General features: G+C 64.1%; 24 protein-coding genes, 1 tRNA gene and 1 pseudogene. 15 read left to right on the top strand and 11 right to left on the bottom strand.

Annotated features, from left to right (window positions below; translation table 11 throughout):
• Positions 1 to 12 precede the first annotated feature (12 nt).
• Together M0D64_RS13135 and M0D64_RS13130 are read left to right on the top strand one after the other, a co-directional pair.
• Positions 13 to 2409: a hypothetical protein gene (locus M0D64_RS13135; protein WP_266257996.1), complete on the top strand. Its 2397-nt coding sequence runs from the start codon at positions 13 to 15 to the stop codon at positions 2407 to 2409.
• Positions 2406 to 3566 (top strand): glycosyltransferase, encoded by a 1161-nt coding sequence (locus M0D64_RS13130; protein ID WP_154561363.1) that lies wholly within the window; start codon positions 2406 to 2408, stop codon positions 3564 to 3566. Before M0D64_RS13135 ends, M0D64_RS13130 begins: the two co-directional genes overlap by 4 nt.
• Before the next feature lie 120 nt (positions 3567 to 3686).
• On the opposite strand, the gene M0D64_RS13125 is transcribed toward M0D64_RS13130, so the two are convergent.
• Complete coding sequence (locus M0D64_RS13125) at positions 3687 to 5144, bottom strand: oligosaccharide flippase family protein (protein ID WP_266257995.1); 1458 nt, start codon at positions 5142 to 5144, stop codon at positions 3687 to 3689.
• A 218-nt stretch (positions 5145 to 5362) separates the two neighbouring features.
• Between M0D64_RS13125 and M0D64_RS13120 the strand changes: the two genes are divergently transcribed.
• From M0D64_RS13120 to lepB, 8 genes and pseudogenes are all read left to right on the top strand, one after another.
• Positions 5363 to 6361, top strand: a complete 999-nt coding sequence (locus tag M0D64_RS13120) for a glycosyltransferase family 2 protein (protein ID WP_154561361.1) — start codon at positions 5363 to 5365, stop codon at positions 6359 to 6361.
• Between the two features lie 157 nt (positions 6362 to 6518).
• The gene (locus M0D64_RS13115; protein WP_266257994.1) at positions 6519 to 8462 is read left to right on the top strand and encodes an alpha/beta fold hydrolase; all 1944 of its coding nucleotides are present in this window, start codon (positions 6519 to 6521) and stop codon (positions 8460 to 8462) included.
• Between the two features lie 98 nt (positions 8463 to 8560).
• Positions 8561 to 9394: a class I SAM-dependent methyltransferase gene (locus M0D64_RS13110; RefSeq protein WP_154561359.1), complete on the top strand. Its 834-nt coding sequence runs from the start codon at positions 8561 to 8563 to the stop codon at positions 9392 to 9394.
• A gap of 90 nt (positions 9395 to 9484) precedes the next feature.
• Positions 9485 to 11095 carry a mannose-1-phosphate guanylyltransferase/mannose-6-phosphate isomerase gene (locus tag M0D64_RS13105; protein ID WP_266257993.1) on the top strand — a complete coding sequence of 537 codons (1611 nt, stop codon included), beginning with the start codon at positions 9485 to 9487 and terminating at the stop codon, positions 11093 to 11095.
• Positions 11096 to 11291: 196 nt separating this feature from the next.
• Positions 11292 to 11774, top strand: a pseudogene (locus M0D64_RS13100) (flavin reductase family protein); the annotation flags it as partial.
• Between the two features lie 416 nt (positions 11775 to 12190).
• Positions 12191 to 12907 (top strand): FadR/GntR family transcriptional regulator, encoded by a 717-nt coding sequence (locus M0D64_RS13095; RefSeq protein ID WP_154561355.1) that lies wholly within the window; start codon positions 12191 to 12193, stop codon positions 12905 to 12907.
• Positions 12908 to 13050: 143 nt separating this feature from the next.
• The gene (locus tag M0D64_RS13090; RefSeq protein WP_266257992.1) at positions 13051 to 14049 is read left to right on the top strand and encodes a Gfo/Idh/MocA family protein; all 999 of its coding nucleotides are present in this window, start codon (positions 13051 to 13053) and stop codon (positions 14047 to 14049) included.
• Positions 14050 to 14167: 118 nt separating this feature from the next.
• A complete protein-coding gene (gene lepB / locus M0D64_RS13085) occupies positions 14168 to 14866 on the top strand; it encodes a signal peptidase I (RefSeq protein WP_154561351.1) in 699 nt (232 codons plus the stop codon).
• 24 nt (positions 14867 to 14890) lie between these two features.
• On the opposite strand, the gene M0D64_RS13080 is transcribed toward lepB, so the two are convergent.
• The 7 genes from M0D64_RS13080 to M0D64_RS13050 all read right to left on the bottom strand — a co-directional run bounded on the left by M0D64_RS13080 (position 14891) and on the right by M0D64_RS13050 (position 20346).
• A complete protein-coding gene (locus tag M0D64_RS13080; protein ID WP_266257990.1) occupies positions 14891 to 15550 on the bottom strand; it encodes an amino acid ABC transporter permease in 660 nt (219 codons plus the stop codon).
• Positions 15551 to 15657: 107 nt separating this feature from the next.
• Positions 15658 to 16452, bottom strand: a complete 795-nt coding sequence (locus tag M0D64_RS13075) for a cystine ABC transporter substrate-binding protein (RefSeq protein ID WP_266257989.1) — start codon at positions 16450 to 16452, stop codon at positions 15658 to 15660.
• Positions 16453 to 16567: 115 nt separating this feature from the next.
• Positions 16568 to 17629, bottom strand: a complete 1062-nt coding sequence (locus tag M0D64_RS13070) for a quinone-dependent dihydroorotate dehydrogenase (RefSeq protein WP_154561347.1) — start codon at positions 17627 to 17629, stop codon at positions 16568 to 16570.
• Positions 17630 to 17718: 89 nt separating this feature from the next.
• Positions 17719 to 18540 (bottom strand): arginyltransferase, encoded by an 822-nt coding sequence (locus tag M0D64_RS13065; RefSeq protein WP_168435741.1) that lies wholly within the window; start codon positions 18538 to 18540, stop codon positions 17719 to 17721.
• Positions 18541 to 18656: 116 nt separating this feature from the next.
• Entirely contained in the window at positions 18657 to 19394 is a 738-nt protein-coding gene (gene aat, locus M0D64_RS13060; protein ID WP_266257988.1) for a leucyl/phenylalanyl-tRNA--protein transferase, read from the bottom strand.
• Positions 19395 to 19403: 9 nt separating this feature from the next.
• The gene (locus M0D64_RS13055; protein WP_097392281.1) at positions 19404 to 19949 is read right to left on the bottom strand and encodes an NUDIX hydrolase; all 546 of its coding nucleotides are present in this window, start codon (positions 19947 to 19949) and stop codon (positions 19404 to 19406) included.
• A gap of 320 nt (positions 19950 to 20269) precedes the next feature.
• Positions 20270 to 20346: transfer RNA gene (locus M0D64_RS13050), tRNA-Met, on the bottom strand.
• A gap of 259 nt (positions 20347 to 20605) precedes the next feature.
• Here M0D64_RS13050 and M0D64_RS13045 point away from each other — a divergent pair.
• Positions 20606 to 21103 (top strand): heme-degrading domain-containing protein, encoded by a 498-nt coding sequence (locus tag M0D64_RS13045; protein ID WP_154561343.1) that lies wholly within the window; start codon positions 20606 to 20608, stop codon positions 21101 to 21103.
• A gap of 4 nt (positions 21104 to 21107) precedes the next feature.
• Positions 21108 to 21446, top strand: coding sequence for a multidrug efflux SMR transporter (locus M0D64_RS13040; RefSeq protein WP_154561341.1), 339 nt, complete (start codon positions 21108 to 21110; stop codon positions 21444 to 21446).
• A gap of 25 nt (positions 21447 to 21471) precedes the next feature.
• On the opposite strand, the gene M0D64_RS13035 is transcribed toward M0D64_RS13040, so the two are convergent.
• Both M0D64_RS13035 and M0D64_RS13030 read right to left on the bottom strand, forming a co-directional pair.
• Positions 21472 to 21855, bottom strand: coding sequence for a hypothetical protein (locus tag M0D64_RS13035; protein ID WP_154561456.1), 384 nt, complete (start codon positions 21853 to 21855; stop codon positions 21472 to 21474).
• Between the two features lie 64 nt (positions 21856 to 21919).
• Positions 21920 to 22111: a hypothetical protein gene (locus M0D64_RS13030; RefSeq protein WP_154561339.1), complete on the bottom strand. Its 192-nt coding sequence runs from the start codon at positions 22109 to 22111 to the stop codon at positions 21920 to 21922.
• A 266-nt stretch (positions 22112 to 22377) separates the two neighbouring features.
• On the opposite strand from M0D64_RS13030, the gene M0D64_RS13025 reads away from it, so the two are divergent.
• On the top strand, positions 22378 to 22662 hold the full coding sequence (locus M0D64_RS13025; RefSeq protein ID WP_154561337.1) for a DUF1488 domain-containing protein: 285 nt from the start codon (positions 22378 to 22380) through the stop codon (positions 22660 to 22662).
• 67 nt (positions 22663 to 22729) lie between these two features.
• On the opposite strand, the gene M0D64_RS13020 is transcribed toward M0D64_RS13025, so the two are convergent.
• Positions 22730 to 23740: an NAD-dependent epimerase/dehydratase family protein gene (locus tag M0D64_RS13020; protein WP_266257987.1), complete on the bottom strand. Its 1011-nt coding sequence runs from the start codon at positions 23738 to 23740 to the stop codon at positions 22730 to 22732.
• Positions 23741 to 23875: 135 nt separating this feature from the next.
• Here M0D64_RS13020 and M0D64_RS13015 point away from each other — a divergent pair, with 135 nt between their 5' ends.
• Both M0D64_RS13015 and M0D64_RS13010 read left to right on the top strand, forming a co-directional pair.
• A complete protein-coding gene (locus tag M0D64_RS13015) occupies positions 23876 to 24814 on the top strand; it encodes a TetR/AcrR family transcriptional regulator (protein ID WP_266257986.1) in 939 nt (312 codons plus the stop codon).
• A 46-nt stretch (positions 24815 to 24860) separates the two neighbouring features.
• Positions 24861 to 25997: an enoyl-CoA hydratase/isomerase family protein gene (locus tag M0D64_RS13010; RefSeq protein ID WP_266257985.1), complete on the top strand. Its 1137-nt coding sequence runs from the start codon at positions 24861 to 24863 to the stop codon at positions 25995 to 25997.
• Positions 25998 to 26076 lie beyond the last annotated feature (79 nt).

Here is a 26076-nt window from a genome sequence, read left to right as displayed (position 1 = left end):
GCGTAAAAGATCATGCGACGCATCACACGCAAAACTTTCGAACGGCTCGTATGCGCCGCCGCGCTGGCGTTGCCGGTGCTCGTGCTGATCGCGGCAAGTGGCCCGGGGGGCGGCACGACACTGGGGCCGGCGCAGACAACCGGGGCCGCGCCGGGTGCAAACTTCGTGGCTTCCGCTAGCAAGCCCGCCGACGAAGTACGCGCCGCCGCCGCGCATCCGTCGCTGTCGTACCGCACTTCGTGGATCGGCAATACCTGGGGCTACGCGGATCATCGCTGGGTGCAGATCGACGTGCAGGCGCTTGCTGTCACGCCTGATGGCGAAGTCTTCACGAACGCACCGTGGGACGAAGGCGGCGGTGAGATCGGCCAGTACCGTAACGGTCAACTGGTTCGCTACGGCGGCGAGTCGCACGGCTGGGGCATGATGGGCGGCGACGCGATCGCCGTGAACGACGAGTACGTGTTCGTCGCGCAAACCGTCGTCAGTCTTGGCAACGAGATGGCGCAACACCGGCGCATGCCGCACGAGGGTGAAGTGTGGACCGGCGTGGCGCGCCGCAGCCGCGCCGATATCCGCGATGGCGTGCCGTTTGCCGGGCAGGTGAGTTGGCCGGGCGGCAACCGTCTGGCGTTTCTGCTGGTCTCGACTTTCTCGAGTAAAGAGGATTACGCGATCCGTGGGCTTGCCGCGGACGAGGCGCGGCTCTTCGTGTCGAATCAGCGTGACAACCGCGTTCAGATCTTCGACGCCCAAACCATGCAGGCGGTCGGCAGTTTTCCGGTGCACGAACCAGGCCGTCTCGCGCTCGCGCCCGACGGTTCGCTGTGGATCGTCGAGAACAGCCGCACCGCAGGCGCCGAGCGCGTGGTCCATCGTGCGCGCAATGGCGCGCGCCTGGGCGAGCTCGCCTTGCCGCCAGGCGTGGTGCCAGCGGATCTGACGGTCGACACCCGCGGACGGCTGCTGATCGCCGACAACGGCGTGCGCCAGCAGATCCTGGTTTTCACGGCGAGTCCTGACACAGCGGCATCCACCGCCGCGCAGCCGGGCGCGGGCATGCACCTGTCGGCGAGTTTTGGGGAAGAGGGCGGCATTTATGCCGGCCGCGCCGGTGCGCCGGGGCCGCGGCGTTTCAATGGATTAACCGGCGTCGGCGTGGACCGGGCCGGCAACCTCTACGTGTCGATGAACGGTGCGGGACGGCGTCCCATCGGCACGGGGCCGAGTACCTACGACGGTGCGCTGATCGAGAGCTATGCGCCCGACGGTACGCCGCGCTTCAGTCTGCAAGGGCTGCTGTTCGTCGATGGGGCGCAGTTCGTCGATGGCGAGCCGCCCTCGGTCTATAGCGGCAGCAAGCGCTTCACACTCGACCTGACACGCCCGGTCGGCGAGGAGTGGTCGTACGCCGGCTACACCGCCGACCGTTTCCGCTATCCCTATGATCCGTATTTCCATCTCTACCTCGGCGGCCAGCGCGGCATGCCGCTCGTGCGCGATGTCCACGGACATCGGCTGCTCTATACGACGGACATGTATTCGTCGTATCTGCGCATCTATCGCTTTACAGCCGATCGAGAGACGGCGATTCCTTCGGGTCTGTTCGCGCAGTCGCACATCGACGGCGCGTGGCCGCCCAACCAGCCGGCTCAAGGCGAATGGATCTGGCGCGACGCGACCGGCAAGGGCGATTTCTCCGCCGGCGCGTTCGACCAGAACGCCGGCAGCACCGATGCGCCGCAGATGCGCGCGTGGTGGGTCGATAGCCATGGCGATATCTGGCAGGGCACGGAGTCGCAGGGCATCCGCCTGTTTCCTTTAGAGGGTTTCGACCGGGTCGGCAATCCGATCTACCGCTACGCCGCGATGCGGCAGTATCCGCCGCCCGCGCCGTTCTACCGCATCGCGCGCCTGAATTATTTCCCCGCTGACGACACGATGTTCATCTCCGGGTCGACACCGGCGCATCCATTTGTTCAGGACAACTGGAATAGCGCGGGCTCGCAACTGGCGCGTTATGACCACTGGAAGAGCGGCAAGCCGGTGCTGCGCTACATCATCGGCTTGCCCGACCGTGGCGCGCCCGACTGGTCGTCGATCAGCGGCTTCGCGGTGGCGGGCGACTACGTTTTCGCCATCGAAACCCGCACCGCGATCGTGCGCGTCTACGACCGGGATACCGGACGCGATGTCGGCCGGCTCGAACCGGGCAAGGAAGTCGGTTCGACGAGCGGCTGGATCGATGTGCCGATGCCGCTGACCGCTCATCGTCTCGCGTCGGGCGAGTACCTCGTGCTGGTCGAGGAAGACGCACACGGCAAAGCGCTGATGTATCGCTTCACGCCACAGACGGCGCCGCTCGCCGCGGCGCCCCCTCACTCAACGGATGTTGCGCAGACTCCATGAAAATCATCCATCTCGCCAATCACGCGCAAAGCGTCGGCAACGGTATCGTCAACGTGATGATCGACCTTGCCTGCCTGCAGGCGCGCGCCGGCCACGACGTCACGGTGGCGTCGGCGGGCGGCGGCTTCGAAAACCTGCTGGCGCGGCACGGCGTGCGTCACGTGCTGCTTCCCCAGTCGCCCAGGCCGTCGCGTGTGCCGGGCATGGTGGCGGGCTTCAGACGCCTTGTCGCGCAGGTCGATCCCGACGTGGTGCACGCGCACATGATGACGGGCGCGCTGATTGCACGCCTGAGCGCGCTGCGGCGGCGTTTCGTGCTCGTCACGACAGTGCACAACGCGTTCCAGCGGAGCGCCACGCTGATGCGCGTCGGCGATCACGTGGTGGCGGTCAGCGACGCCGTAGGGGTGGAGATGGTGCGGCGAGGTATACCCAGGACGCGCCTGAGCGTGGTGCGCAACGGCACGATCGGCACGCCGCGCCTCGCCGGCATGCCGGTTCCCGCGGCGCCGCAATTGGCGCATCCGTGCGTCGTCACGGTGTCGGGCATGTATGAACGCAAGGGCATCGGCGATTTGCTGCACGCCTTCGCGTTGCTGAGCAAGCGCGTGCCGGACGCGGTGCTGTATCTCGTTGGCGATGGTCCCGACCGCGCCGCGATGGAAGCACTCGCCGGGCAACTCGGGATTGCCGGGCAGACGCACTTCGAAGGCTTTGTTGCCGACCCGCGTGCTTACCTCGCGCAGGCCGACGTGTTTGCGCTGGCATCGCACTACGAAGCGGCCGGGCTGGTGCTGTGCGAGGCGCGCGAGACGGGACGCGTGATCGTGGCGACCCGGGTGGGCGGCATTCCCGAAATGCTGGATGACGGCGAGGCCGGTCTGCTGGTGCCGGCTCACGACCCGGTCACGCTGTCAGAGACGCTCGGGCTACTCCTGACCGATCGCGTTGCGCATGCGGCGCTGGCTGCGCGGGCGGCGCAAAACCTCGACACGTTCAGCGTGCAGCGGGTGAGTAACGGCTATCTGTCGATTTACGAACGTACGTTGGCACGTTGCCAGCCGCGCCGCTTTGCGACCATTGCGACGCGCAGCGGCAGTGTGCCTGGTATCGCCACGGCCACGCTCGCGGTGCCGGATGCCTTACACAAGCCTTGAAAAAGCGGATCGCCATTTGAAATGCACCCCAAAAGTTGGACACCGATTCAACCTTTGGCGTGCAGTTCAATTCGTGGCCCGCTTCAACTCCCTGTTTCACCTCCCGCTGCAACCGCTCGACTAACTCGCCGACAGCGTCACGCGCGTCCAGAGTTTGTAGACGACACTCCTGAGTTCGCTGGACCCATGCAGCGACATGCCCAGATTCGCCGCCGCCATGACAAGTGCCGCAGCGATGAGCGTCGGCAACGCGGTGATCGATTCGGAGAGCACCAGCGCGACGACCAGGAACGCGAGATGGACCACCATATTGCGCACGATGGACCAGACATGCAGTCGCGCAAACCATAGCAGCACGGCATAGTCGAACAGCGACTTCGTCACGACGACGACGCCCGCGCCCATGATCCCGAACCAGTGAATCCCGCACCACAGCGCGCCGGCGAACACCGGCAGTTCGAGCCAGTTCACGCTCGCGATATAGGCCGGATTGGTCTGCGCCTGAATTAGAATGCCCAGAATGCCCGACTGGCCACCCAGCCACACGCCCAGCACGAGCACGCTGGCAACCGGCGCTGCGGCCGCGACCGCCGGCCCCAGCCATAGCGTCAGAAAAGGCTTGAGCGCGAACAGCGCGACGATCACGCACGGCGTGAAGGCGCCGTTCAGAAAGGCGAGGGCGCTATGCGCAAGGGCGTCGGCGTCGGCGCGCGAGACGGCTGACAGGCGCGGGAAGAGCGTGCGCACCATCGCAATCGGCAGCAGGTTAAGGCGCGTGATGAGGTTCTGCGGGGTCGCGTAGTAGGTGACGAAGCGCGCGCCCAGCAGCGCGCCGACCAGCACCCGGTCCAGTGTCGACGCGATCATGCTGGCGCCCGAGAACATCAGCATCCAGCGGCCATAGCGAAAGAGTTCGGCCATCACGCGCCATTGCGGCATCCGCACGCGGCGAATGCCTATCGCGCGGAACGCGGCTGCGCCAAGCAGCACGCCGGCTATCAGGCGGGCCACTACCGCGGCCGGAATCACCACCGCGAGCGAGGGCGAGAAGCAGAAGATCGCCGCGAGCGGCAGCAACTGGAACAGCGCCGTGCCCAGGGTCTGGTTGATGTTGAAGCTGGTGAAGCGTTCCACCCCGTTAATGGCCCCGGCAAAGACCCACGAGACGTTCGCGATCGGCACGGCCACCGCGATCCACGGCAGGCTCGCCATCACTTCGCGCTGAAAAACGGGTTCGATCTTCACGCCGTGCGTGATGTAGAGAAACGCGCCGAGATACACCAGCAGGCCGCCCACGATGCCGGTCCCGAGATTCATGAACCACGCGCTCCAGAAGATGCACTCGATCGAATCGTCTTCGGCGGCGCGTGCCTTGGAGATCTGATTTTCAGTGGCGAGACTCGTGCCGAGATCGAGCACGCTGAAGTAGCCGATGAGCGTCCACACCAGATTGATGACCCCATAGCGCTCGACACCCATCAGGTGGATATAGGCGGGCACGGTGACGAGCGAGACGAAGGTCGGCGCGATCGCGCCTGCAAAATTGATGAAGATGTTCTTGACGATACTTCTTTCCATGGTGCGCTTTTCCGGCGGGTGAAGTCATTGGATGGTGTGGTCGATCGTCGATGCTGTCGGTGCGCAGCCGCACCCAGCAGCGCGCTTGAAACGAGGGCGCCGGCCTGTCGTATGCACTCGATAGTGCACCTTCGCCCTTTGCGGATGTGTGGGTGGCCGTACAGATAATTGGGGTCCGGCAGGGTTAAATGAAATCCGTTACGATTTTCGGAGCCCCCATGATTGAGACCACGAACGAGGCCGGGCAGGGTAGCGGCAGCGAATTGACCGTGCGTCTGATCTCCATCTGCATTCCGAGCTGCAATCGGCCCGCCTTGCTCGAACAGGCCATCGAGAGCTGCCACGCGCAGACGTATGGCGAGTTTGAAATCGTCATCGGTGACGACTCGAACGACGACCGCGCGCAGCAGGTGGTGGAGCGGTGCCGCTTGCGCAGCACGCGGCCGATCCCGATTCGTTATGAACGCAATGTGCCCCGCCTCGGACAGGCGGCCAATGTGAACCGGCTGTTCGCGCGCGCGCAAGGCGCGCGGCTCGTGCTGCTGCACGACGACGATCTGCTTGAGCCGGACGCACTGACCTGTCTCGACGCGTGCTGGCACGCGTATCCCGAGTTGACCGCGGCGTTCGGCAAACAGCACGTTATCGCCGACGACGGCACGCCGCGGCCGCAAGCCACTGAACGTCTGAACCGCGATTATCTGCGTGTGCCTGAACGCGCCGGCCGCCTGCCGGTGCCGGCACTGGCAGGGATCGACCAGATGTTTCCGAATAACGGCTATCTGGTGGATACGCTGGCCGCGCGCCGGATCGCGTACCGCGCGGCGGCCGAGGTCGGCGAAGCGTGTGACTTCGATTTTGGCTTGCGGCTCAGCGTCGATGCGGTCGCGATCTGTTTCGTGAATGAGTTCGTGTCGGTGTCGCGCGAAACGGCGCTATCGATATCGACTCACGCGTTGCCGGCGATGCACGCGTTCGCGCAATTGCGCGCGAGCAGCGTGCCCGCCGCCGCGCAGGCCGCGCGCGAGGACGCGCTGCGGCGCGTGGCGCCGCGCGCCGCATCCGCCTATGCGCGCGCCGGCGAATCAGCCGCCGCATGGCGTGTGCTGCTGTCGCGGCATTACCCGATGCGCGACCGGCTGCGCGCGCGGTTTTTCTATCACGTGCTGCTTGCCACCCGCTCGACCTTTGCCTTGCGAGCGCCGCACGGCAACTGAAGGGATCGTCAAGTTGAAGCGAGTCGGCCATCTCGGCGTGTCAATCAGCAAGCCGCATAAGCATCGGTGTCCGACCTAATGTGGGAGGAGGTACAGATGAACCAGACGGCGTTTGTTGTAGTGATCGAAAGCGGAGATATGCGGTGAGGAGCCTAGCGTGAGGCCAGTATTGTTCGATGGCCGGTTCGGATGGTTGCATCCGGCGGAGGGGCCAGGTGGCGTGGTGCTGTGTTCCCCGTTCGGGTACGACGCACTGTGCACCTATCGCGGCATGCGGCGGCTGGCCGAGCGGCTTGCCGCGCACGGCATGCCGGTGCTGCGCTTCGACTATCCAGGCACGGGCGATGCGGCGGGCGAGGCGAGCGAGCCCGGCCGCTGGCGCGCGTGGATCGACAGCATCAAGCAAGCGGTGGCGCTGCTGCGTGAGACCACCGGTGTCGAGCGCGTGACCCTGTGCGGGCTGCGGCTTGGCGGCACGCTCGCGGCGCTCGCCGCTCAGGAACTCGGCGGCGTGGATGGGCTGGTGATGCTGGCGCCGGTGTTGTCGGGCAAGAATTATCAGCGCGAGTTGCGGGCGCACTACCGCAAGTGGCTGTTGATGCCGGCCGCGATGGATTGCGAAGCCGAGCCCGATACCGACGCATTCGTCGAAGCATACGGTTTTCGTCTCTATAGCGACACCCTGGAGAGCTTGCGCGCAGTCGATTTGCGGCGCGATGCCGTGCGGCCCGCCGAGCGTGTGCTGGTGCTCGATTCGCTGGACCCCGCGCGGGTCGACGCGCTGGTTGCGCATTATCGTGAACAGGGCATGCAGGTAGAGCGGCAGACGTTCGACGAATACGGCAAGTTCATGATGGAGTCGCTCGATAGCGAGATTCCGCAGGCGGCGTTTCAATCGATCGAAGACTGGCTGGCTGGCGCTGCCGGTGACCCGGTTGCGCGTGAGCGCCTGACTGCCGGGAGCGGCGCGGACGGTATGGCGGATTGCCTTGCTGGCCAGGTGTCGGGCCATATGGCGGAGCGCCTCGATGACCACACCACAGGACACATAGTCGAACCGGGCGTCGTCGAAACGCCGGTGTGGCTCGAGGGCGGCAGGATGTCCGGCATCTATTGCGTACCTGTATCGCGTTCTGACGCTGAAGCACCCGCAGTGCTGATGGTGAATACCGGTGCCGTGTCGCGTATCGGCAATGCGCGACTCAGCGTGCGCTGTGCCCGACGCCTCGCGCGCCAGGGTATCGCATCGCTGCGTGTCGACCTCGGCGGTCTGGGCGACAGCCAGCCATCGCTCGACGCGGTAAGTCTCGATGCGCTGTATGCGCAAACGGGTGCCGACGATGCCGCGTGCGCGGCGCGCTGGCTGACGGCGCAGGGACATCGCGGCGCAGTGCTGCTCGGCATCTGCGCGGGCGCCTTCGTCGGTCTGCATGCCGCATCGCGTGAACCGGCGGTGATCGGCGCCGTGCTGGTCAATTTGCAGAAGTTCACTTGGCAGAACATCTGCGATGAACACGGCAAGCCGACCGTTCCCGTCGCCGCTTTCGGCTCGACGCGCAACTACTTGCGCTCGATGTGCCAGCCGCGCAAATGGCTTCGCGTCGTGCGCGGGCAGACGGGCGGCCTGCCGGTCGCGCGCGAGTTGGCGGCGCGCTTCGCGGCCAGGTTTGGCGCGACGCTCGCCGACCGGATCGAACGCATCTGCGCAATGCAGCTGGGATCGAAGGACGAGCAACGCCTCTTCACTGCGTTGCACGCGCGAGGCGTCCATACGCGTCTTTTCTACGGTGTGCTGGACGAGGGCGTCGAGGAGCTTGAACGTTACTTCGGTGCGCGCGGCGCACGGCTGCGGCGCTTCGGCCGGATTGGGGTGACGTTTTGCGAGCGCACCGACCACGCGATTCTCTCGGCCCGTGCGCAGGAAAACGTGATGTCGTACTTCGAGAATTTCTTTGCACACACCTTTGGCGAGGGCCATCAGCCCGAACCATCCATTGCAGTCGAACCGCTCCACGCGCGGCTTGGCTGGCGGCATGCGCGCGCCACACAGTGGCTTCTAAAACGTGCGCGTGCGCTTCGTCTATCAGGGGAAGCGCAATGAACACGCGACGTCATGTCGACGCAGCGAACCGCTTGCGCACCAGTGCGCAAGCACGCTGGTTGTCGATCCGACGCACCCCCACTGAGATGGAGTAAGCCATGAGCAGCCAATCCGAGCTGGACCGCATCAACCGTGTCGCATGGAATTCGCCGGACGCCACTCGCGTATTCACGATCGAGAAGACCTTCTCGGACCCTGGCGAACAGGCCGCGTTCGAGTGGCTCGCGCCGCGCTGCGTCGGCGAGCCCTTGCTCGATATCGGCATCGGCACGGGCCGCACGATTCCGCTGATGACATCGATCTCGAACGATTACATCGGCGTCGACTACACGCTGAAGCTGCTGGAGATCGCGCAATCGCGCTATCCCGGGCTCGACTTGCGGCATATGGACGCGCGCGATATGTCGGCGCTGCCGTCCGGGCATTACGGGCTCGCGGAGTTCAGTTGGAACGGCATCGACTGTGTGGACTACGACGATCGCGTGACGATTCTCGAAGAGATGTACCGCGTGGTGCGGCCCGGCGGTTATGTGCTGTTTTCTTCGCACAACCGCGGCGGCCCGGGTTACCACGAGAACATCTGGCAATTGCTGCCGCACTTCACCTTTAATCCGCTCAAGCTCGGCTGGCGCACGCTGCGTTCGATGCGGCACTTTCAGCTCGGCACGCTGAACTATATGCGCAACGTAAAGCTGAATCACGACTACGGCGACTACGCAGTGAAGACGGCGGCGGCGCACAACTTCGGTATTGTGATCGTCTATACGACGCTGCGTGAGCAGCGCCGGCAACTCGCGCAGATCGGCTTTGAGAGCAGCGCGGTATTCGGCAGTTGCGAAGGCAACCGTATTGCTGACGACGTGGAAATCAGCGACACGTGGTGGTTTCACTTCATTGCGCGCAAACCGCTTGCCGCGCGCTGTTTCGATTGACCGCCGTTGATCGGGCGAAGGCGGTGCGCCACGCGCATTGCACACAATAAAAGCACTAACAGACCAGATTGAACATAACGGGAATCGCACATGAATCGCATCGTTGAACCAGGCAATCCGATCGTGTCGGCTGCGGGTGTCACCGGAAAGGCCACGCGTTTGTGCGTCCAGCCGGTGATTCTCGCGGGTGGATCCGGCACGCGGCTATGGCCGTTGTCGCGCGAACGCAATCCGAAACAACTGATCGGCCTGATGGGCGGTGAATCGCTGCTCGAAGCAACCTTGCGCCGGATCGACCTTGCGTTCGCCACTGCGGGGCACAGCGCGACGGCGGCTGAGAGGCCGACTGAGAGGCCAACAGCGGCCACGCTGAGCATGGGCACGCCGCTCGTGGTGTGCTGCGAGGACCTGCGCCTGCAAACGCTCGAACGGCTCGAGCAGTGCGCCCGGCCGGTGCGGATGGTGCTCGAACCGGTGCCGCGCAATACCGCGCCGGCGCTGACCGTTGCGGCGTTGGCCGCGCGCGCGGCAGCCGCGCCCGGCGACGATCCGATCCTCGTCGCGTTGCCGGCGGACCATCTGATTGCCGATCATGCGGCTTTCGGCGCCGCGCTTGCAGAAGCGCTCTCTCACGCCGCGCGCGGGGCGATCGTGACGCTCGGCGTGCCGCCGCAGCGCGCGGAAACCGGTTACGGCTATATCCGCACAGGTATGGCGCTCGGCGCGCGCGGGGCGCGTGCGATCGAACGCTTCGTCGAGAAGCCCGATGCGGAACTCGCCGGACGCTATGTCGCCTCCGGCGAGTACTGGTGGAACAGCGGCATGTTCGTGGTGCGCGCGTCGGTGTGGCTCGCGGCCATCGAGTTGTGCCGGCCCGCGATCGCGGCGGCTTGCGCGGCGGCTTTCGAGCATGCCGCCGTGGATGGCGACGGCACGCTGCATCTGGCGCGTGAAGCGTTCGCTGCGTGTCCTTCCGACTCGATCGACTACGCGGTGATGGAGCGCGTCGCCATCGACGCTCGCCTCGCCGGCGTCGCGGTGCCACTGGTCGCGGGTTGGTCGGACGTGGGTGCCTGGGATTCGGTATGGGAAGCGTCCGATAAGGACGCGAGCGGCAACGTCGCGCGTGGCCGCGTGATGTTCGAGGACTCGACCGACAGCTTCGCGCATTCCGAGGGGCGCCTCGTCGCGTGTGTCGGCGTGAGCGGCGTGGTGGTGGTCGAGACCGCCGACGCGGTGCTGGTCGCCGCGAAAGATCGCGTACAGGACGTCAAGGCGATCGTCAGCCGCCTGAAGGCGGAGCAGGGCGCGGAGGCGCAGGAGCATCGCAAGGTCGGCCGGCCGTGGGGCTTTTACGACTCGCTCGAGCGCGGGGAGCGCTTCCAGGTGAAGCGCATCGTCGTCAAGCCGGGCGGGCGTCTGTCGTTGCAGATGCATCACCATCGCGCGGAACATTGGATCGTGGTGCGCGGCACCGCGCGCGTCACGCGCGGCGAGGAGTGTTTCCTGCTCTCGGAGAATCAGTCGACGTATATTCCGCTCGGCGTCACGCACCGGCTCGAAAATCCGGGCAAGACGTCGCTTGAAATGATCGAGGTGCAATCAGGCGGCTATCTCGGCGAAGACGACATCGTGCGCTTCGACGATCAATACGGCCGCGATCAGGAGAGCGGCCATGCAGGCGCGGGTACTTCACGCTGACGCACAGCAGGCGGTGCGTGCCGCGACGTTGCAGGACCCTGTGGCCTGCAGCGCAGGCGGCGCGGCCGGTTCAGGTACGGCCTGCCCGGGCACGGCCGCTGTGAGTGCGGCGGCCTCAAACGCAGCAGACCTGAACGTGGCGAGCTTCGACGAGCGCCGTTTCCGCCATGCGCTGGGGCGTTTCGCCACTGGCGTCGTGGTGATTTCGACCGGCAGCGGCGACGGGATGCATGCGATGACCGCCAATGCCTTCATGTCGGGTTCGCTCAAACCGCCGCTGATCGTCGTGTCGGTCGGGCACCGCGCGCGCATGCACGAGCGTCTGATGAACAGTGCGAGGTTTGGTGTGAGCGTGTTGTCCGACGCCCAGGAACCCCATAGCCGCCACTTCGCCGGTGAGCCGCAGGGCCGGCTTGCGCCGCGCTTCGCGCCGGTAGACGGCTTGCCGGACGTGGTGCTGCTCGAACACGCCGCCGCCCGTTTCGCGGCGCGCATGGTGGACCGGCATCCGTGCGGCGACCACACGCTTTTTGTCGGTGAAGTGCTGGTGTTCTCGCTCGACGAACACGCGCCGCTGATCTTTTTTGGCGGGCGCTATGGGTCGGTGGCCAAGCCGTTCGAGGCGCCGGTAACCATGCCGGTCGGAACGCCGGTCACGATCAGCCCGCTGCTGAAGCGGTGAGCACGCCGGTTTTCCTTTCAATTTGCCCGCGATTTTTTCGTATTCCATTGCCGACGATGCCCGGCACCTGAAGCGCCGCATCGTTGCGCAGTGCTTTCGCACCTGTCTGGAACCGCCCAGGGCGTGTGGATCAGACAAATCGATTCGCTACGTGCGTCTTCGCACTATGCAAATTTCGCAACGCAGGCACGCTTGAGACGCAAGCTTATGGCCCGTCAAAACATGCGGCGTTACATGAACGAAACAATTCTTCAGAGGGATAACCCTCTCAGGACGTTTCCCAACTGGCGCAACCGTTTCGAAGCTAGCAACGTATCGTAAAAGAACAACGACACCTGGATAAAACGACACATGAGGGCTGCTTGATCAACAGGCTACGCGGGGGCAAACACCGCTTCGGGGAGAGTGTCAAAATGGAACAGGCAAACAAGGATCGATCGCTGGTCAGCAAAGTCATGGATGGACTCGTGACCGGCATTGTCGAAGAGAAGTACGGCGCCATCCTGCCACCGCAGGACGTGCTGTCGAAGGAATTCGACGTCAGCCGCACCGTCATGCGCGAGGCGCTGTCGATGCTGCTCGCGCGCGACATGCTGGACGTGCGGCCCAAGATCGGCACGCGCATCCGGCCGATGAGCGATTGGCGCATGATCGACGAGGACGTCGTGAACTGGCGCTTTCGCGCGAAACCCGATCCGCTGTTTCTGCGCGACGTGATCGAGTTTCGCATCCTGATCGAACCGCGCGCCTCGGCGCAGGCGGCCGCACGGGGCAGTGCGGCCGACATCGCGGCGATTCGCGAGGCCTTCGACGCGTTCCGCGTGATCCGGCCGGGCGAGGCCGGCTATCAGGCCGCCGACGAACTGTTCCATGCCCGCATCGTGGTGGCGAGCGGCAATCAGTTCTTCAAGCAGATGGCGGCCATCATTCGCGGCGCGCTGTCGACCGTCAACCCGATCGTCAATCAGAAGGACGGGATGTGGGAGAAGGCGGTGAGCACGCATCAGCGCGTGGTCGAAGCGATCGAACGGCGCGATCCGAAGGAAGCGGAACTCGCCTCGCTGGCGATGATCGACTACACCACGGAAGAGCTCGGCAGCAACTTTACGCCGGAGCCCCCGGTGCGCTGAGCGCGGCCGCTACCAGTAGCAACTGGGGGTGCCTTCCTGCAAGGGACCTTGCATAACGAACGGCGCGACAGCATGCCTGCGCATGCGCGCGTGGCTTGCGTCACAATAGCGCCTGTTCTGAACTGCACGGACTCGAAGGAACGATGACAATTGCAACGCAGGAAGCCCCCGCGGGCGGCATGATTCGCTGGGGGATCGTCGGGACGGGCCGCATTGCCCGTCGCTTCGCTCTTGGACTCACTCATGTGCCGCAGGCGTCGCTGAGCGCGCTGTGGTCACGCCGCGCCGAACCGGCCATAGCCTTCGCCGCGGAATTCGGTGGCGAGGTGTGCGCGAGTTTCGACGCGCTGCTCGCGAGCGGTATCGACGCGCTTTATATCGCCACCGTCCAGGACAGCCACGCCGATTACGCGATCGCCGCGCTTAAAGCCGGTCTGCACGTGCTGTGCGAAAAACCCGCCACCATCAACAAGCCGCAACTCGAGCGTGTACTCGAGGTCGCGCGCGCCGAGCAACGGCTTTTCATGGAAGCCATGAAGCCGCCGTTCTATCCGCTGTACAGAAAGTTGCGCGCGCATCTGGATGCCGAGCCGATCGGCGAGGTAGGTCTCGTGCGCGCCGGCTGCTCGGTGCCGGGCGTGCCGGACGATCATCCGTCGCTGTCGTTCGAACACGCGGGCGGCGCGCTGCTCGATATCGGCGTCTACGAGATGTTTCTCGCGGTCGACTGGCTCGGTGCGCCGCGTGAGGTACAGACGCTCGGACGGCTCGGCTCGACCGGCGTCGATACGTTCGCGAGCCTGAACAGCCAGCATGAGCGCGGCATCGCTCAGTTGTTCTGCGGACTCGACCTGCACGGCAAGGGCGACGCGTTGCTGATGGCCACGAGCGGCCATGTCACGATTCATGAACCATGGTGGAATCCGGCGCGCGCGACGATCCGGTACGCCGACGGTCGTGTGGTCGAGCTCGACGAGCCGTTCGAAGGCGGCGGTCTGAACTACGAGACCGCGCATTTCTGTGAGCTGATTCGAGCGGGGCAGATTGAGAGCCCGCTGATGCCGCACAGTAAGTCGTTGCAGATGATCGAGATGGCCGATGCGGCGCGTGCTGCGTTGGGGCTCAAGTTCGCGGGGGAGTGAGAGTCCGTCGCCGCGTTGCTTCCCGCGGCGGTGGTACGATTTGCGCGGGCGCGCGGACTCGAACAAAAAGGGCCGCGTACCCACAGCTTTCGATCACCTTCCACTGGAGCCGCCTGCGATGCGCATGCTTGGAAAACTGTGGCGCGACAACAAGAGCCTCGTCGCCTTTCTGTTCCTGATGGTGCTGTTTCGCAGCGCCGTGGCCGACTGGAACGTCGTGCCGAGCGGCTCGATGTTGCCGACGATTCGCGAAGGCGACCGGATTTTCGTCGACAAGATGGCCTACGATCTGCGCGTGCCGCTCACCCATATCACGATCGCGCATCTGCACGATCCGCAGCGCGGCGACATCGTCACGATCGATTCTTCGGCCGCGCATGAATTGATCGTCAAGCGTCTGATCGGCTTGCCCGGCGACAGCGTCGCGATGCGCGACAACGTGCTGTATGTGAACGGCGTGCGCGCACGTTATCAGCCGCTGAAACTCAAGCCGTTGCCGGGCGATGCGACATCCCCCGGCGACTATCTGACCGAACGCTTCGACGGCGTTACGCACACGGTGCGGCTTGCACCTGAGGCGCCGAGTCCGCGCAATTCGTTCGGTCCGGTGCTCGTGCCGCAAGGCGAGTATCTGATGCTCGGCGACAATCGCGACAACAGCGCCGACTCGCGTTACTTCGGTTTCTTTCCGCGCAAGGAACTGATGGGCCGCACGCGTCACGTCGCGTTTTCGCTCGACCCGGATCACTTCTACAAACCGCGCTTCGAGCGCTTCGGCGCGCCGCTGGATGCAGCGGCGCTGGCTGCCAGCCGGTAGGTTGGCGGGGAGGTGTGGAGCTCCTCAGTGGCGCGACGGCAGCGCCAGGCGCTTTTCGCACCAGTGCTGCACCCACTCGAGCACCTGGCACAGCACCCAGTAGACCGCGGCTGCCGCGAGGTACAGCGGCAGCGGCTGATAGGTCGACGCGATGATCTCCTGCGCGCTGCGCAGCAACTCGGTCACGGTAATCACCGACACCAGCGACGTATCCTTGATCAGGCTGATCAAACTGTTCGACAGACTCGGCACGGCGATGCGCAAGGCCTGCGGCGCGATCACGTAGCGTAATGTCTGACGCCGCGAGAGCCCGAGGCTATAAGCGGCCAGCCACTGGCCGTTGGGAATGCCGAGAATCGCGCCGCGCATGCTCTCCGACAGATACGCCGCCACGTTCGCCGACAACGCGATCACGCCCGCAGGCGTGGGGTCGAGCGAAATACCGAGACTCGGCAAGCCGTAATAGATCACGAAGATCTGCACCAGCAGCGGTGTGCCGCGGAACACGCTCACATAAACGCGTGCGATCCAGTTCAATGCGCGGTTGTGGCTGACGCCCATCACCGCGAGCACGGCGCCGGCAATCAGGCCGAAGATCATCGACAGAACCGCGAACTTGACCGTCAGGACGGCGCCCTGTGCGAGCACAGGAAGCGATTGGACGAGCAGGGAAGTGGTGGACATGAGCGGTGGGTAAGGTTGACGCGCAAAGTGCACATGGGGGCACATCATGGACAAAAGCGAAGGGCGGCATCGCCGACGATGCCGCCCTCCGTTTCATCCAGCGTGCGTTACTTGATCGGCTTGCTGACGTCGATGCCGAACCACTTGTCCGAAATCTTCGAGAACGTGCCGTCCGCTTCGAGCTGGGTCATCGCGTCGTCGATCGCCTTGGCGAACTTCGGGTTGCCCTTCCTGAACGGAATGCCAGACGGGTTGCCCGCGCCGACCGTCGCGCCCGTGCGCAGCGGCAGTTGCGAGTTCTTCATCAGATACGCGAGCATCAGGCGGTCGTTCAGCGCCGCATCCAGACGGCCGGAGGCCAGATCGCGCAGGTATTCCGGCGCGCCCGGATACGTCTTCACGTCGATGCCCGGCACCGACTTCGCCATGTCCATGTAGTTCGTGCCCAGACCGACGCCGAGCTTCTTGCCCTTCAGTTCGTCGAGCGATTTGAACTGGCGCGTGTCGTCCTTGCGCTGGATCAGTTGCGCGGCCGAGTACGTGTACGCCGGCGAGAAGTCGAGTGCCTGCTTGCGGGCGTCCGTAATGCCGACCTGGTTGACGATCACGTCAAACTTGTTCGCCTGCAGACCGGCGATGATGCCGCTCCACTCGGTCGTGACGAATTCCGGCTTCACGCCGAGCTTGGCCGCAACGGCCTTGGCGATGTCGACGTCATAGCCGACCAGTTCGCCCGACGGCGCTTTCGAATTGAACGGGGGGAAGGTGCCTTCCAGGCCGATGCGCAGCGTGCCGCGTTGTTTGACCTGGTCGAGCAGGTCGTCCGCGTGGGCGGTGACCGCAGTGAACGACGCGCCGATCAGGCCGGCGACGAGCATCTTTTTCAACAAGCCAAATTTCATCGAGTTCCTTTTTGTTCGTCTGGCGTTTTAACAGACGAAAGCATAACAAAGCAGACTATCGAAACCTAAATATCGTTTGTTTATGTCTATATTACGGAGGCGGGTCGGGGGCGGCTTAGCGCAGCGCCTGCGCGCACTCGGCCACCAGCGCGGGTCCGCGGTAGATGAAGCCGGTATAGAGCTGCACGAGCGAAGCGCCCGCCGCGAGCTTGGCGCGCGCATCCTCGCCCGAGAAAATCCCGCCCACGCCAATGATCGGCACCGTCTCGCCGACTTCGGCGCGCAGCTTGCGGATCACTTCGTTCGACGCGTCGAACACCGGCTTGCCCGACAGGCCGCCGGCTTCATCGCCGTATTGCATACCGGTGACGGCGGTGCGCGACAGCGTGGTGTTGGTGGCGATCACGCCTTCGAACTTGTGGCGCAACAGCGTATCGGCGATCGATTTGATCTGCTCGTCGTCGAGATCCGGCGCGATCTTCAGGGCGAGCGGCACCAGCTTGCCGTGCATGTCGGCCAGACGCTGCTGCTTGTCCTTAAGCGCCGCGAGCAGCGCGTCGAGTTCGCCCGCGCCTTGCAACTGGCGCAGGTTCTTCGTATTCGGCGACGAGATGTTGACCGTCACGTAGCTCGCGAACGGGTACACGCGTTCGAGGCAGTACAGATAGTCTTCGGCGGCGCGCTCGATCGGCGTGTCGGCGTTCTTGCCGATGTTCAGCCCGAGAATGCCGCGATAGCGCGCGGCCTGCACGTTCTGGACGAACTGGTCGACGCCCGCATTGTTGAAGCCCATCCGGTTGATCACGGCATTCGCCTCGGGCAGGCGGAACATGCGCGGACGCGGGTTGCCCGGCTGCGCGCGCGGCGTGACCGTGCCCACTTCAATGAAGCCGAAGCCGAGCGCCGCCAGACCGTCGATGCACGCGCCGTCCTTGTCGAGGCCCGCGGCCAGCCCGACCGGGTTACGGAACGTCAGCCCCATCACGGTGCGTGGCGAATCCGGCACACGTGGCGCGAGCGCGCCGGCAAGGCCGGTGCGGCCCGCGGCGCCGAGCATGCGCAAAGTCAGGTGGTGAGCGTCTTCCGCGTCCATGCGAAAGAGTTGGGCGCGTACGAGCGGGTAGAGGGAACTGAACACGGGACGAAGCCGGGCGGCCGGAAAATGGGAACCCGCCATTTTACCGGCTTTGGGGTATTAATGAGACTAACTGGTAGGGACCGTTATGGCCACGTTGTGGCCACCTTCGGGTTACCTTATGGCCGGGGTTAAGGCCGCAGCGGCCCGCGCCGACCCTGAATCGCCAGATCGACCGGCGGCAGATCGATGCTGGTTGGATCGAGCACCTTCCAGACACCGTCGATCAAACCTTCGAGCGGCCGGAAATTCGCCTTGTACGCCATCTTCGGGCTCTCGCGAATCCAGTAGCCGAGGTACACGTAGGGCAGCTTGAGGCTTTTCGCCTGCTCGATCTGCCAATAGATGTTGTAGGTGCCGAAGCTGGTGTGCGGCAGTCCCGGTTCGAAGAACGTGTACACCGACGAGAGCCCGTCGCCGAGGATGTCGATCATGCTGATCATGCGCAGAATGCCCGGTGCTGACGGATGGTCCGGCAGCGGCTCGCGGAATTCGACCAGCCGCGAGTTGATCCGGCTCTGCAGCAGGAACTGTTCGTACTGGTCGCGGCTGTCGCGGTCCATGCCGCCGCCGGCATGCCGCGCCGACTGATAGCGCATATAGAGCGCGTAGTGTTCTTCGTCGTAATGCAGCGGGGCAACCGTTGCGATCAGCTCGCCGTGCTTCTTCCACACCCGGCGTTGCGTGCGGTTCGCCTCGAAATGATCGACCGGCACGCGCACCGGCACGCAGGCGCGGCAGCCATCGCAATACGGGCGGTAGGTGAACACGCCCGAGCGCCGGAAGCCGGCTTTGACGAGGTCGGTATAGACGTCGGAGTTGATCAGGTGACTGGGCGTGGCGACTTGCGAACGCGCGATGCGTCCATCCAGATAACTGCAGGGATAGGGCGCCGTTGCATAAAATTGCAGCGCCGAAAGCGGAGAAAGAGGCAGCTCGTTGGGATGAGTCACGTTGGCAGCTCTCGAAGCGTCTCTGGTATTGCAAACCCGGCGCCTTGCGGTTTGAAACCCGCGGCTCGTGACCCGCGGCTCGGTTGGCGACGGATCCGGATTCGGCCTGATTTTTCCTACGCCGCCGGCGCTACGACATCGTGCAAGACGGTCTTGTCGAAACGCCAGGGAATCGGCGGTGCATCGACAGACGCGCGAACATGCGCGATGAACGCTTTGCGTGCTATCTCGCGACCGCCCAGCGACGCCAGATGCGACGTGTTCTGCTGGCAGTCTATCATTTCTATTTCGTGACAGCGCAAGTGTCCGACAAGCGCGGCCAGCGCCATTTTCGACGCATCGGTGACCTCCGCGAACATCGATTCGCCGAAGAACATCCGGCCGAACGACACCCCGTACAAACCGCCTACGCGTTTGCCTTCGAACCAGGTTTCGATGCTGTGTGCATCGCCGACCCGGTGCAGCGACGAATACGCTTCGACGACATCCGCGGTGATCCACGTGCCGCGCTGGCCGCGCCGCGGCGCCTGCGCACAGGCGCGCATCACAGCTGCAAAATCATGGTCGACACGGATTTCCCACGCGTCCTCGCGCAGCACGCGCTTGAGCGTTTTACGCAGTGACGGCGACACTTTGAATTCGGCGGGGCGTAGGATCATGCGCGGATCAGGACTCCACCACAGTACCGGCTGGCCGTCCGAATACCAGGGGAAGATGCCGCGCCGATAGGCGTCGATCAGCCGCGACGGCAGCAGGTCGCCGCTGGCGGCGAGCAGGCCGGGTGCGCCGCTTGCCGCGCCGAGCGCGCGCTCGACGGAGGGAAACGGATCGTCAGGTCCGAGCCAGGGAACCATGCGCGCCGCTCAACCTTCGCGCAGCGAGCGGAAGATGTCGCCCGTATGCAGCCCGAAGCTGCCGGCGGCACGGTCGGCGAAAAAGAAACGCAAAGTCTGGCCGACGGTGGGGAAGGCGATCTCGTCCCACGGAATGTCGTGTTCCTCGAAGAGTTTCACTTCGAGACTTTCCTCGCCGGCGGCGATGTCGAGATCGAGCAGGCGCGCCATATAGAACAGATGCACCTGATGCACGTGCGGCACGTTCAACAGCGAGAACAGGCTCTGCACCTCGACGCGCGCGCCGGCTTCTTCCAGCGTTTCGCGCGAAGCCGCTTCGGCGGTGGTTTCACCCATTTCCATGAAGCCTGCCGGCAGCGTCCAGTAGCCGTAGCGCGGTTCGATCGCGCGACGGCACAGCAGCACTTTGTCGTCCCAGACCGGGACGGTGCCGACCACGTTGCGCGGATTCTGATAATGCACCGTGCCGCAACTTCCACACACGAAGCGCTCGCGGTTGTCACCCGGCGGAATGCTCAGGCTGACGCCGTGGCCGCAGACAGAACAGAATTTCATAGGAAGGGGACGAGAAAGGGTGATGGGAGTTTATCACTGGGGCGAGCTTTGTCGGGAGCGGGCCATGGCGGTGTGGGCCAGTCGGTGCGGGGTGGGGAATTTCGCTGATCAGGCGCCCGTCGATGCGACGGCATTACGAATACTGTGGAGGAAAAATGCAGATATGTTTGGAGTCCGGATCAACGGGCACGAGCGGGCGTCAGCGCACGCAGCCGCGAGGCGGAAAACGGGAGACAGAAAACAAAAAAGGCCTGCCGGTTGGGCAAGCCTTTGAAGTTTTTTCGACGTCTTCGAACCGATTTAGCTACTTAAGCGCTACTTGGTTGCGGGGGTAGGATTTGAACCTACGACCTTCGGGTTATGAGCCCGACGAGCTGCCAGACTGCTCCACCCCGCGTCCGTCGAAGAAAAGATTATAGAACAAAGCGGCGACCAGCGCAATAGCTTGTTAAGAACCGGCTTCAATACGCGCCGCTGCGGGCGAACTTCAAAGCGGAACGCCAAAGCGCAGCGACCTCCAAAGTCGCGGCGTGCATTGCCGGCGTCGTATGCCGGAAGGCCCGCGTTGCACGCTGCGCTAGAATCCAGGTTCTCTTCGCGCGCCGGGATGTATGCACAACGGCCTGCGCTTCACTTCTTACCTTGTTCAGAACTCCATGGATATCGCTCACGATCTACAGGTGATTGCCGCTCAGGAACAAGCGCTGGTGTTCCCGCAATTCGATGCCGACCGCGCATGGCAGATCGGCGCCTATCTGCACGAAGTCGCGAAAGCACGCGGCATTGCCGCGGCCATCGACGTGCGCACATTCGGTCAGCCGCTGTTCTTCAGCTTGCTCGAGGGCGCGACGCCGGACAACGTCGACTGGGCGCGTCGCAAGGGCAACACGGTCGCGCATTTCCGGCGCAGTTCGTATGCGATCGGTTTGAAGATGCAACAGGCAGGCAGCACGCTCGCCGACAAGCACGGCTTGCCGGTCACGGAATATGCGTCCCATGGCGGCGCGTTTCCACTGACGGTGGCGGGCGCCGGTGTGATCGGCTCGATCACGGTGTCCGGTTTGCCGCAACGCGCCGATCATGAGTTGGTGGTGGAAGCGCTGTGCGCGCACCTCGGCCACGACTACAGCAAGCTCGCGCTTGCAAAGGCCTGAGGCGATGCGGATGCCGCCTTATGCGTTGCTCGCCATTGCGATCGTTGCCGAAGTCATCGCGACCTCCGCCATGCGGGCCTCGGAAGGTTTTTCGCGGCTGCTGCCCGCAGCGGTCGTGGTGATCGGCTACGGCATCGCGTTCTATTGCCTGTCGCTCACGCTGAAGACTATTCCGGTGGGCATCGTCTACGCAGTGTGGTCAGGCGCCGGCATCGTGCTGATTACGCTGGTCGCGGTCGTGATGTACCGGCAAGTGCCGGACGTGCCGGCCATCATCGGGCTCGGGCTGATCATTGCCGGGGTCGCCGTGCTGAACATGTTCTCGAAGATGCAGGCGCACTGAGCGCTCATTGAGCGTCCACTGAGCGTCACTTGCAGCGCACGATCATCGAACGGTTCTTCACGTTGGCCGAGACGACGTTCGTGACGCTGCCGCCCGCGGCGCCGCCTTCGTCGTTGTCTTTCGACACGATATCGTAGCCGGTTGCGCCACACGCCTTGCCGGCCTGCACGTAGCAGGAGGCCCAACTGGACGCGGCGTCGGCGCCGCTGCAGTTCACCGCAAAACCCGTCTGGCCGTTCGGCAGATTGATCAGCGAGGTGGTGTTCGACGATGCGCAGCCCGCGAGACCCGCGCCGAGCAGCACGGCGGCGGGCAGCGCGGCAGACAGGGACGCCCTGCGGACGAGAGCAAGCGCGGCGCTGCTGGGTAGGAAGCGGCCGGAGCGGCGCAGTTGCGTCATGAAATGCATCGTGATGTTTCCTTTCAAATAGATATCGAGACTCGCCACACACACGGGGCGTGTGCCCACAAGGCTAAGGCGTTTCGATCGTGATGCCTGCCGCGCGGACCAACTGGCGGCTTTCCGAGCCGCTTTCGGTCGCTGCGTCTTCCCAGATGCTGATGGCTTTCGGAATGTCGATGCCATGGCTTTCTGCGTAAGCAAACCAGGTGTTTGCCGCATCCGGTTCAGGCAGCTCGTGGTTCTGCAGGAAATATTTTCCCATACTGTGTTCGCTGACCTCGAAAAGGCGTCACTGCGTCAGCACGGATCGTGCCGATGAACCGGTTCGACCGAAGCAGTCGGCACAAGTGCAATCCGGCGTGTCGATTTGCCTGCGAAGCTTATCGGCATGGGGCGTACGACGTTGATCAGGCGGGCGCTGGAGGCTGGACCGCGGTCCAGTCGCGCGAGTACCATAGCGGGCATATCCGGGGGCGGCCGGTACTCCCCGGTGTCCGTTTCCTGCCGGATCCTTCTGATGAGGCGACCATGGAAATTCGGTTTCCCGCGGACGCGCCCGCTTACCGCGACTCCAATCTGACGGTGGTCTTTCGCGCGCTCGTGGACGGCGAACCGGTGCCGTGCGCGATCTCGGTCGAGGCGCTCGAGGATCACTTCGGCGCGTACACCGAGGATCTCGAAGGCTGGATGCGCGCGTTCGACGCCGGACGTCCACACATCGAGGCGGTTGCGCGCGAACATTTGCAGATCAGCAATGGCACGCCTGTGTTGCTCAAGAGCGGCCACTTTCCGCCCGGCAACATGGCGGGCTGATCCGGTTCATTCGCACACGCACAAAAAACGCGCTTTAAAGCCGCTCGCTTGCGAAAGCCGTCGACAATCAGGCCGTTTTCGCGGCGTCCCGTTGCGTGTCCGTATTCGCCGATGCCGCTGCGCGCGCGGCGTCGAACGCATGCCGGATACCGTCTTTGTACGAGGTTTTGGCGATCGGACCGAGCAGTTGTGTCAGTGCCGAGTCGTCAAGCACAACCGGCTCGGTCATCAGGTAGTTCATCTCCACCAGTTCCCGCATCAGCGGATTGAAGAGGCCGAGCACGCGCAGCATGGTCTTGCCGGCCACCATCAGCTTCGGCTCGCGGCCCGCTAGTGCATAAGCCTGTCTCGCCACTTCGCCCTGCGTGATCGTGCCCGTGCCGGCCAGATGCCACCAGCGGCCGTACGCTTCGGGCGTACGTGTGAGTTTCTCGACCACTGGTCCGATATCCGGCAGGTAGATGAATTCGTGCTGCACATCCACCGGCCCGATCACCTGCGCGCGCTTGCCGTGCGCCGCGCCCTCGAATATGCCGTTGATCAGACTGCGTTCGATGCAGTGACCGTAGAAATCCGGCAGGCGCAGCACCAGCGTCGACAAACTGGTAGACCCGCTCGCGCGCCCGTGTGCCGCCAGCACCAGTTTTTCCTGCTCGAGCCGCATCTTGCCTTTGAACGTATGGGGCTCACGCGGATGATTTTCGCTAATCGGATTGCCGCACGCGCGGCCGTACGGATACACGGTGCCGATCAGAATGAAACGTTCGACGCCTGCCGCCGTCACGCCGTCGAGGGTTTTTTGCATGAGTGGCGGATGCGAGGCGAACTGATCGTAGGGCACGCCCACCAGATAGATCACCGTCTGCAAACCGGCCGCCGCGGCGCTGATCGAAGCCGGGTCGTCCGGATTCCACGTGACGATTTCCGCATGCGGGTCGTGGCCGAAGGCCGCTTCGAGCGGCGCGCGCGAGCGGCCAACTACCCGGTAATCCCGGCCCGCCGCGCTCAGCGCCGCCCCAATGATTTGACCGGCGGCGCCCGCGGCGCCGAATAAACCTACTTTCCCTGTAGCTTGCATGAACGACTCCTGAAGACGGCGCCGTATCGCGCCTGGGTGAGCTTGTCTGATCGATGAGAATTTAGTGAACACCGTTCAGTAAACAGTGTTCAGTTTAATTTGACTTTTCAGTTTGTCAAGCCGAAAATGCCCGGCATGGGAATCGTCGAACGAAAAAGCCGCCAGAAACAGGCGCTGCGCGAGCGCATCCTCGATGCAGCGCGGCGCATCGTGATGCGCGAAGGCTTTGCTGCGCTGTCGATGCGCAAGATTGCCGACGCCATCGAGTATTCACCCGCCACGTTGTACCTTCACTTCGCGAGCCGCGATGAAATTGCACAGGCCTTGTGTGCGGAAGGTTATGCGCAATTGCTGGCCACATTCGTGCCGCTCGCGCAGATCGCCGATCCGGCTGAGCGCTTGAAGGCGCTCGGGCGTGCTTATGTGGCATTCGGTGTTGCGCATCCGGAAACCTATCGGCTGATCTTCATGGAAGACCCGAGCTACACAGGCGCGGCGCTGGGCGGCGCGGCTGCCGCGGCTGGTAAGGGTGCGGGTGGGGCGGTGGCTGTGGTCGCGGATGCAAGCGCTGATGCCGCGAACGAAACGGCGGAAACCGCGGCAGCAGGAGTATCCGCAACAGGAACAACTGCAGCGGCTCCCACCGTCTCCGGAAAAGCCGACCTCGCGCCTGCGAAAGCGGACGACGACCCCGGCGACGCCGCGTTACACATCATGCTCCGGGCGCTCGAAGAGTTGAAAGCAGCAGGACGCTTGTCCGCATCGATGGACGTGGCCGTGTGGGCGGAGGCGTTCTGGGCGACCCTGCACGGCATCGTCGCGCTCAACCTCACATGCCCCGTGTTTCCGAGCGCGCCGCTGGATACGGTGGTGGGCGTCGCGCTCGATACCTGGCTGGGTATGCAACCCGCCGGGCAGCCGCAAGGCGCCGCAAAATCCACGCGTGCCGGCAAGAAAAAGTCTGCTGAAGCGCCGGCGGAATTGCACGCAGAAGCGCACTCAAAAGCGCACGCAGAATCGCCCGCTGAGACGGGCGTCAAACCCGCCACCAAGCCTAAAGCCGCGAGTGCGTGATAACGTTCAGTTCCGATTCATTTCGCGCCATCGCGCTTCGCTCTCCATGTCCATTTCCGCCTCGCCCGCCGTCAGCGACGAAGTCGCGACTTACGTAGCCAACCGCATCGGTTTCATCGAACTGGAGAGGCCGAAGGCGCTCAACGCGCTGTCGACCGGCATGATTCGCGCGATGCACGCGGCGCTCGATCAGTGGCGCGAAAATCCCGACGTGCTTGCCGTGGTGGTGCGCAGCCAGCATCCGCGCGCGTTCTGCGCGGGCGGCGATGTCCGCTTTCTGTACGAGTCGGCGCAGCGCGGCGAGCATGATGCGCGCGATACGTTTTTCACTGAAGAATACCGGCTCAATCACGCGATTTTCACTTACCCGAAGCCGTATATCGCCTTGACGAATGGCGTCGTGATGGGCGGCGGCATGGGGATTTCGCAGGGCGCGCATCGTACCGGCGGCCTGCGGGTGGTGACGAACTCCACGAAGATGGCGATGCCCGAGACCCGCATTGGCCTCTTTCCCGATGTCGGCGCGAGCTGGTTTCTGGCGCGCACGCCGGGCGCGCTCGGCCGCTATCTGGCGGTCACGGGCGAGACGATCGGCGCAGCAGACGCACTCTACGCAGGTCTCGCCGACGCCTATATCGACGACGCGGCATTGCCCGCGCTAGTCGATACGCTGCGCAGCGAGCCGTTCGAACGTGGTGCAGACGTGGTGGCGAGCATCGAGCGTGAGGCCGCTAAGCATCAGGTCGTACCAGAACCCGACGCTTCACCGCTAGCGAGCACGCGAGCGTTGATCGACCGGCATTTCGCGTTGCCTGACATGACGCAGATTCTCGCGTCGCTGGAGCAGGAACGGGAGCACGGCGGCGATTCGGCCGATTGGGCTGAGCAGACGATTGCCGTGTTGCGCGAACGTTCGCCGTTGTCGATGGCCGTGTCGCTGGAAGTGGTGACGCGCGCGGAGGGTTCGATGGCGGACGTGCTGCGCGGCGATCTCGATCTGACGCGCACGTGCTTCGCGCAAGGCGACACAATCGAAGGGATTCGCGCGCGCATCATCGATAAGGACAACGCGCCACGCTGGCGTTTTGCGCGTATCGAAGACGTGAGCGCCGCCGACGTGGCGAAGATGTTCGAAAGCCCGTGGCCGGCAAACGAACACCCGTTGCGCGATCTGCGCGGTTAAGCGGGATCGGGCCGCAACGTTAGCTAGTCGGTCCTGAACAATCTGTTTTGCCGGCCACCGGCGTTACGGCAATGGGACT

The organism is Paraburkholderia sp. WS6 (assembly GCF_030464835.1).
GTDB classification, from domain to species: Bacteria; Pseudomonadota; Gammaproteobacteria; order Burkholderiales; family Burkholderiaceae; genus Paraburkholderia; species Paraburkholderia madseniana.
The sequence above is the reverse complement of the archived record's forward strand: the minus strand, read 5'-3'. Positions and strand labels throughout refer to the sequence as shown.

Bases quoted from the DNA above. Each gene is read 5' to 3' on its own strand.
- M0D64_RS13135 (WP_266257996.1), top strand. From the start codon at position 13: ATGCGACGCATCACACGCAAAACTTTCGAACGGCTCGTATGCGCCGCC.
- M0D64_RS13130 (WP_154561363.1), top strand. From the start codon at position 2,406: ATGAAAATCATCCATCTCGCCAATCACGCGCAAAGCGTCGGCAACGGT.
- M0D64_RS13125 (WP_266257995.1), bottom strand. From the start codon at position 5,144: ATGGAAAGAAGTATCGTCAAGAACATCTTCATCAATTTTGCAGGCGCG.
- M0D64_RS13120 (WP_154561361.1), top strand. From the start codon at position 5,363: ATGATTGAGACCACGAACGAGGCCGGGCAGGGTAGCGGCAGCGAATTG.
- M0D64_RS13110 (WP_154561359.1), top strand. From the start codon at position 8,561: ATGAGCAGCCAATCCGAGCTGGACCGCATCAACCGTGTCGCATGGAAT.
- M0D64_RS13105 (WP_266257993.1), top strand. From the start codon at position 9,485: ATGAATCGCATCGTTGAACCAGGCAATCCGATCGTGTCGGCTGCGGGT.
- M0D64_RS13095 (WP_154561355.1), top strand. From the start codon at position 12,191: ATGGAACAGGCAAACAAGGATCGATCGCTGGTCAGCAAAGTCATGGAT.
- M0D64_RS13090 (WP_266257992.1), top strand. From the start codon at position 13,051: ATGACAATTGCAACGCAGGAAGCCCCCGCGGGCGGCATGATTCGCTGG.
- lepB (WP_154561351.1), top strand. From the start codon at position 14,168: ATGCGCATGCTTGGAAAACTGTGGCGCGACAACAAGAGCCTCGTCGCC.
- M0D64_RS13080 (WP_266257990.1), bottom strand. From the start codon at position 15,550: ATGTCCACCACTTCCCTGCTCGTCCAATCGCTTCCTGTGCTCGCACAG.
- M0D64_RS13075 (WP_266257989.1), bottom strand. From the start codon at position 16,452: ATGAAATTTGGCTTGTTGAAAAAGATGCTCGTCGCCGGCCTGATCGGC.
- M0D64_RS13070 (WP_154561347.1), bottom strand. From the start codon at position 17,629: ATGGCGGGTTCCCATTTTCCGGCCGCCCGGCTTCGTCCCGTGTTCAGT.
- aat (WP_266257988.1), bottom strand. From the start codon at position 19,394: ATGGTTCCCTGGCTCGGACCTGACGATCCGTTTCCCTCCGTCGAGCGC.
- M0D64_RS13055 (WP_097392281.1), bottom strand. From the start codon at position 19,949: ATGAAATTCTGTTCTGTCTGCGGCCACGGCGTCAGCCTGAGCATTCCG.
- M0D64_RS13045 (WP_154561343.1), top strand. From the start codon at position 20,606: ATGGATATCGCTCACGATCTACAGGTGATTGCCGCTCAGGAACAAGCG.
- M0D64_RS13040 (WP_154561341.1), top strand. From the start codon at position 21,108: ATGCGGATGCCGCCTTATGCGTTGCTCGCCATTGCGATCGTTGCCGAA.
- M0D64_RS13035 (WP_154561456.1), bottom strand. From the start codon at position 21,855: ATGCATTTCATGACGCAACTGCGCCGCTCCGGCCGCTTCCTACCCAGC.
- M0D64_RS13030 (WP_154561339.1), bottom strand. From the start codon at position 22,111: ATGGGAAAATATTTCCTGCAGAACCACGAGCTGCCTGAACCGGATGCG.
- M0D64_RS13025 (WP_154561337.1), top strand. From the start codon at position 22,378: ATGGAAATTCGGTTTCCCGCGGACGCGCCCGCTTACCGCGACTCCAAT.
- M0D64_RS13020 (WP_266257987.1), bottom strand. From the start codon at position 23,740: ATGCAAGCTACAGGGAAAGTAGGTTTATTCGGCGCCGCGGGCGCCGCC.
- M0D64_RS13015 (WP_266257986.1), top strand. From the start codon at position 23,876: ATGGGAATCGTCGAACGAAAAAGCCGCCAGAAACAGGCGCTGCGCGAG.
- M0D64_RS13010 (WP_266257985.1), top strand. From the start codon at position 24,861: ATGTCCATTTCCGCCTCGCCCGCCGTCAGCGACGAAGTCGCGACTTAC.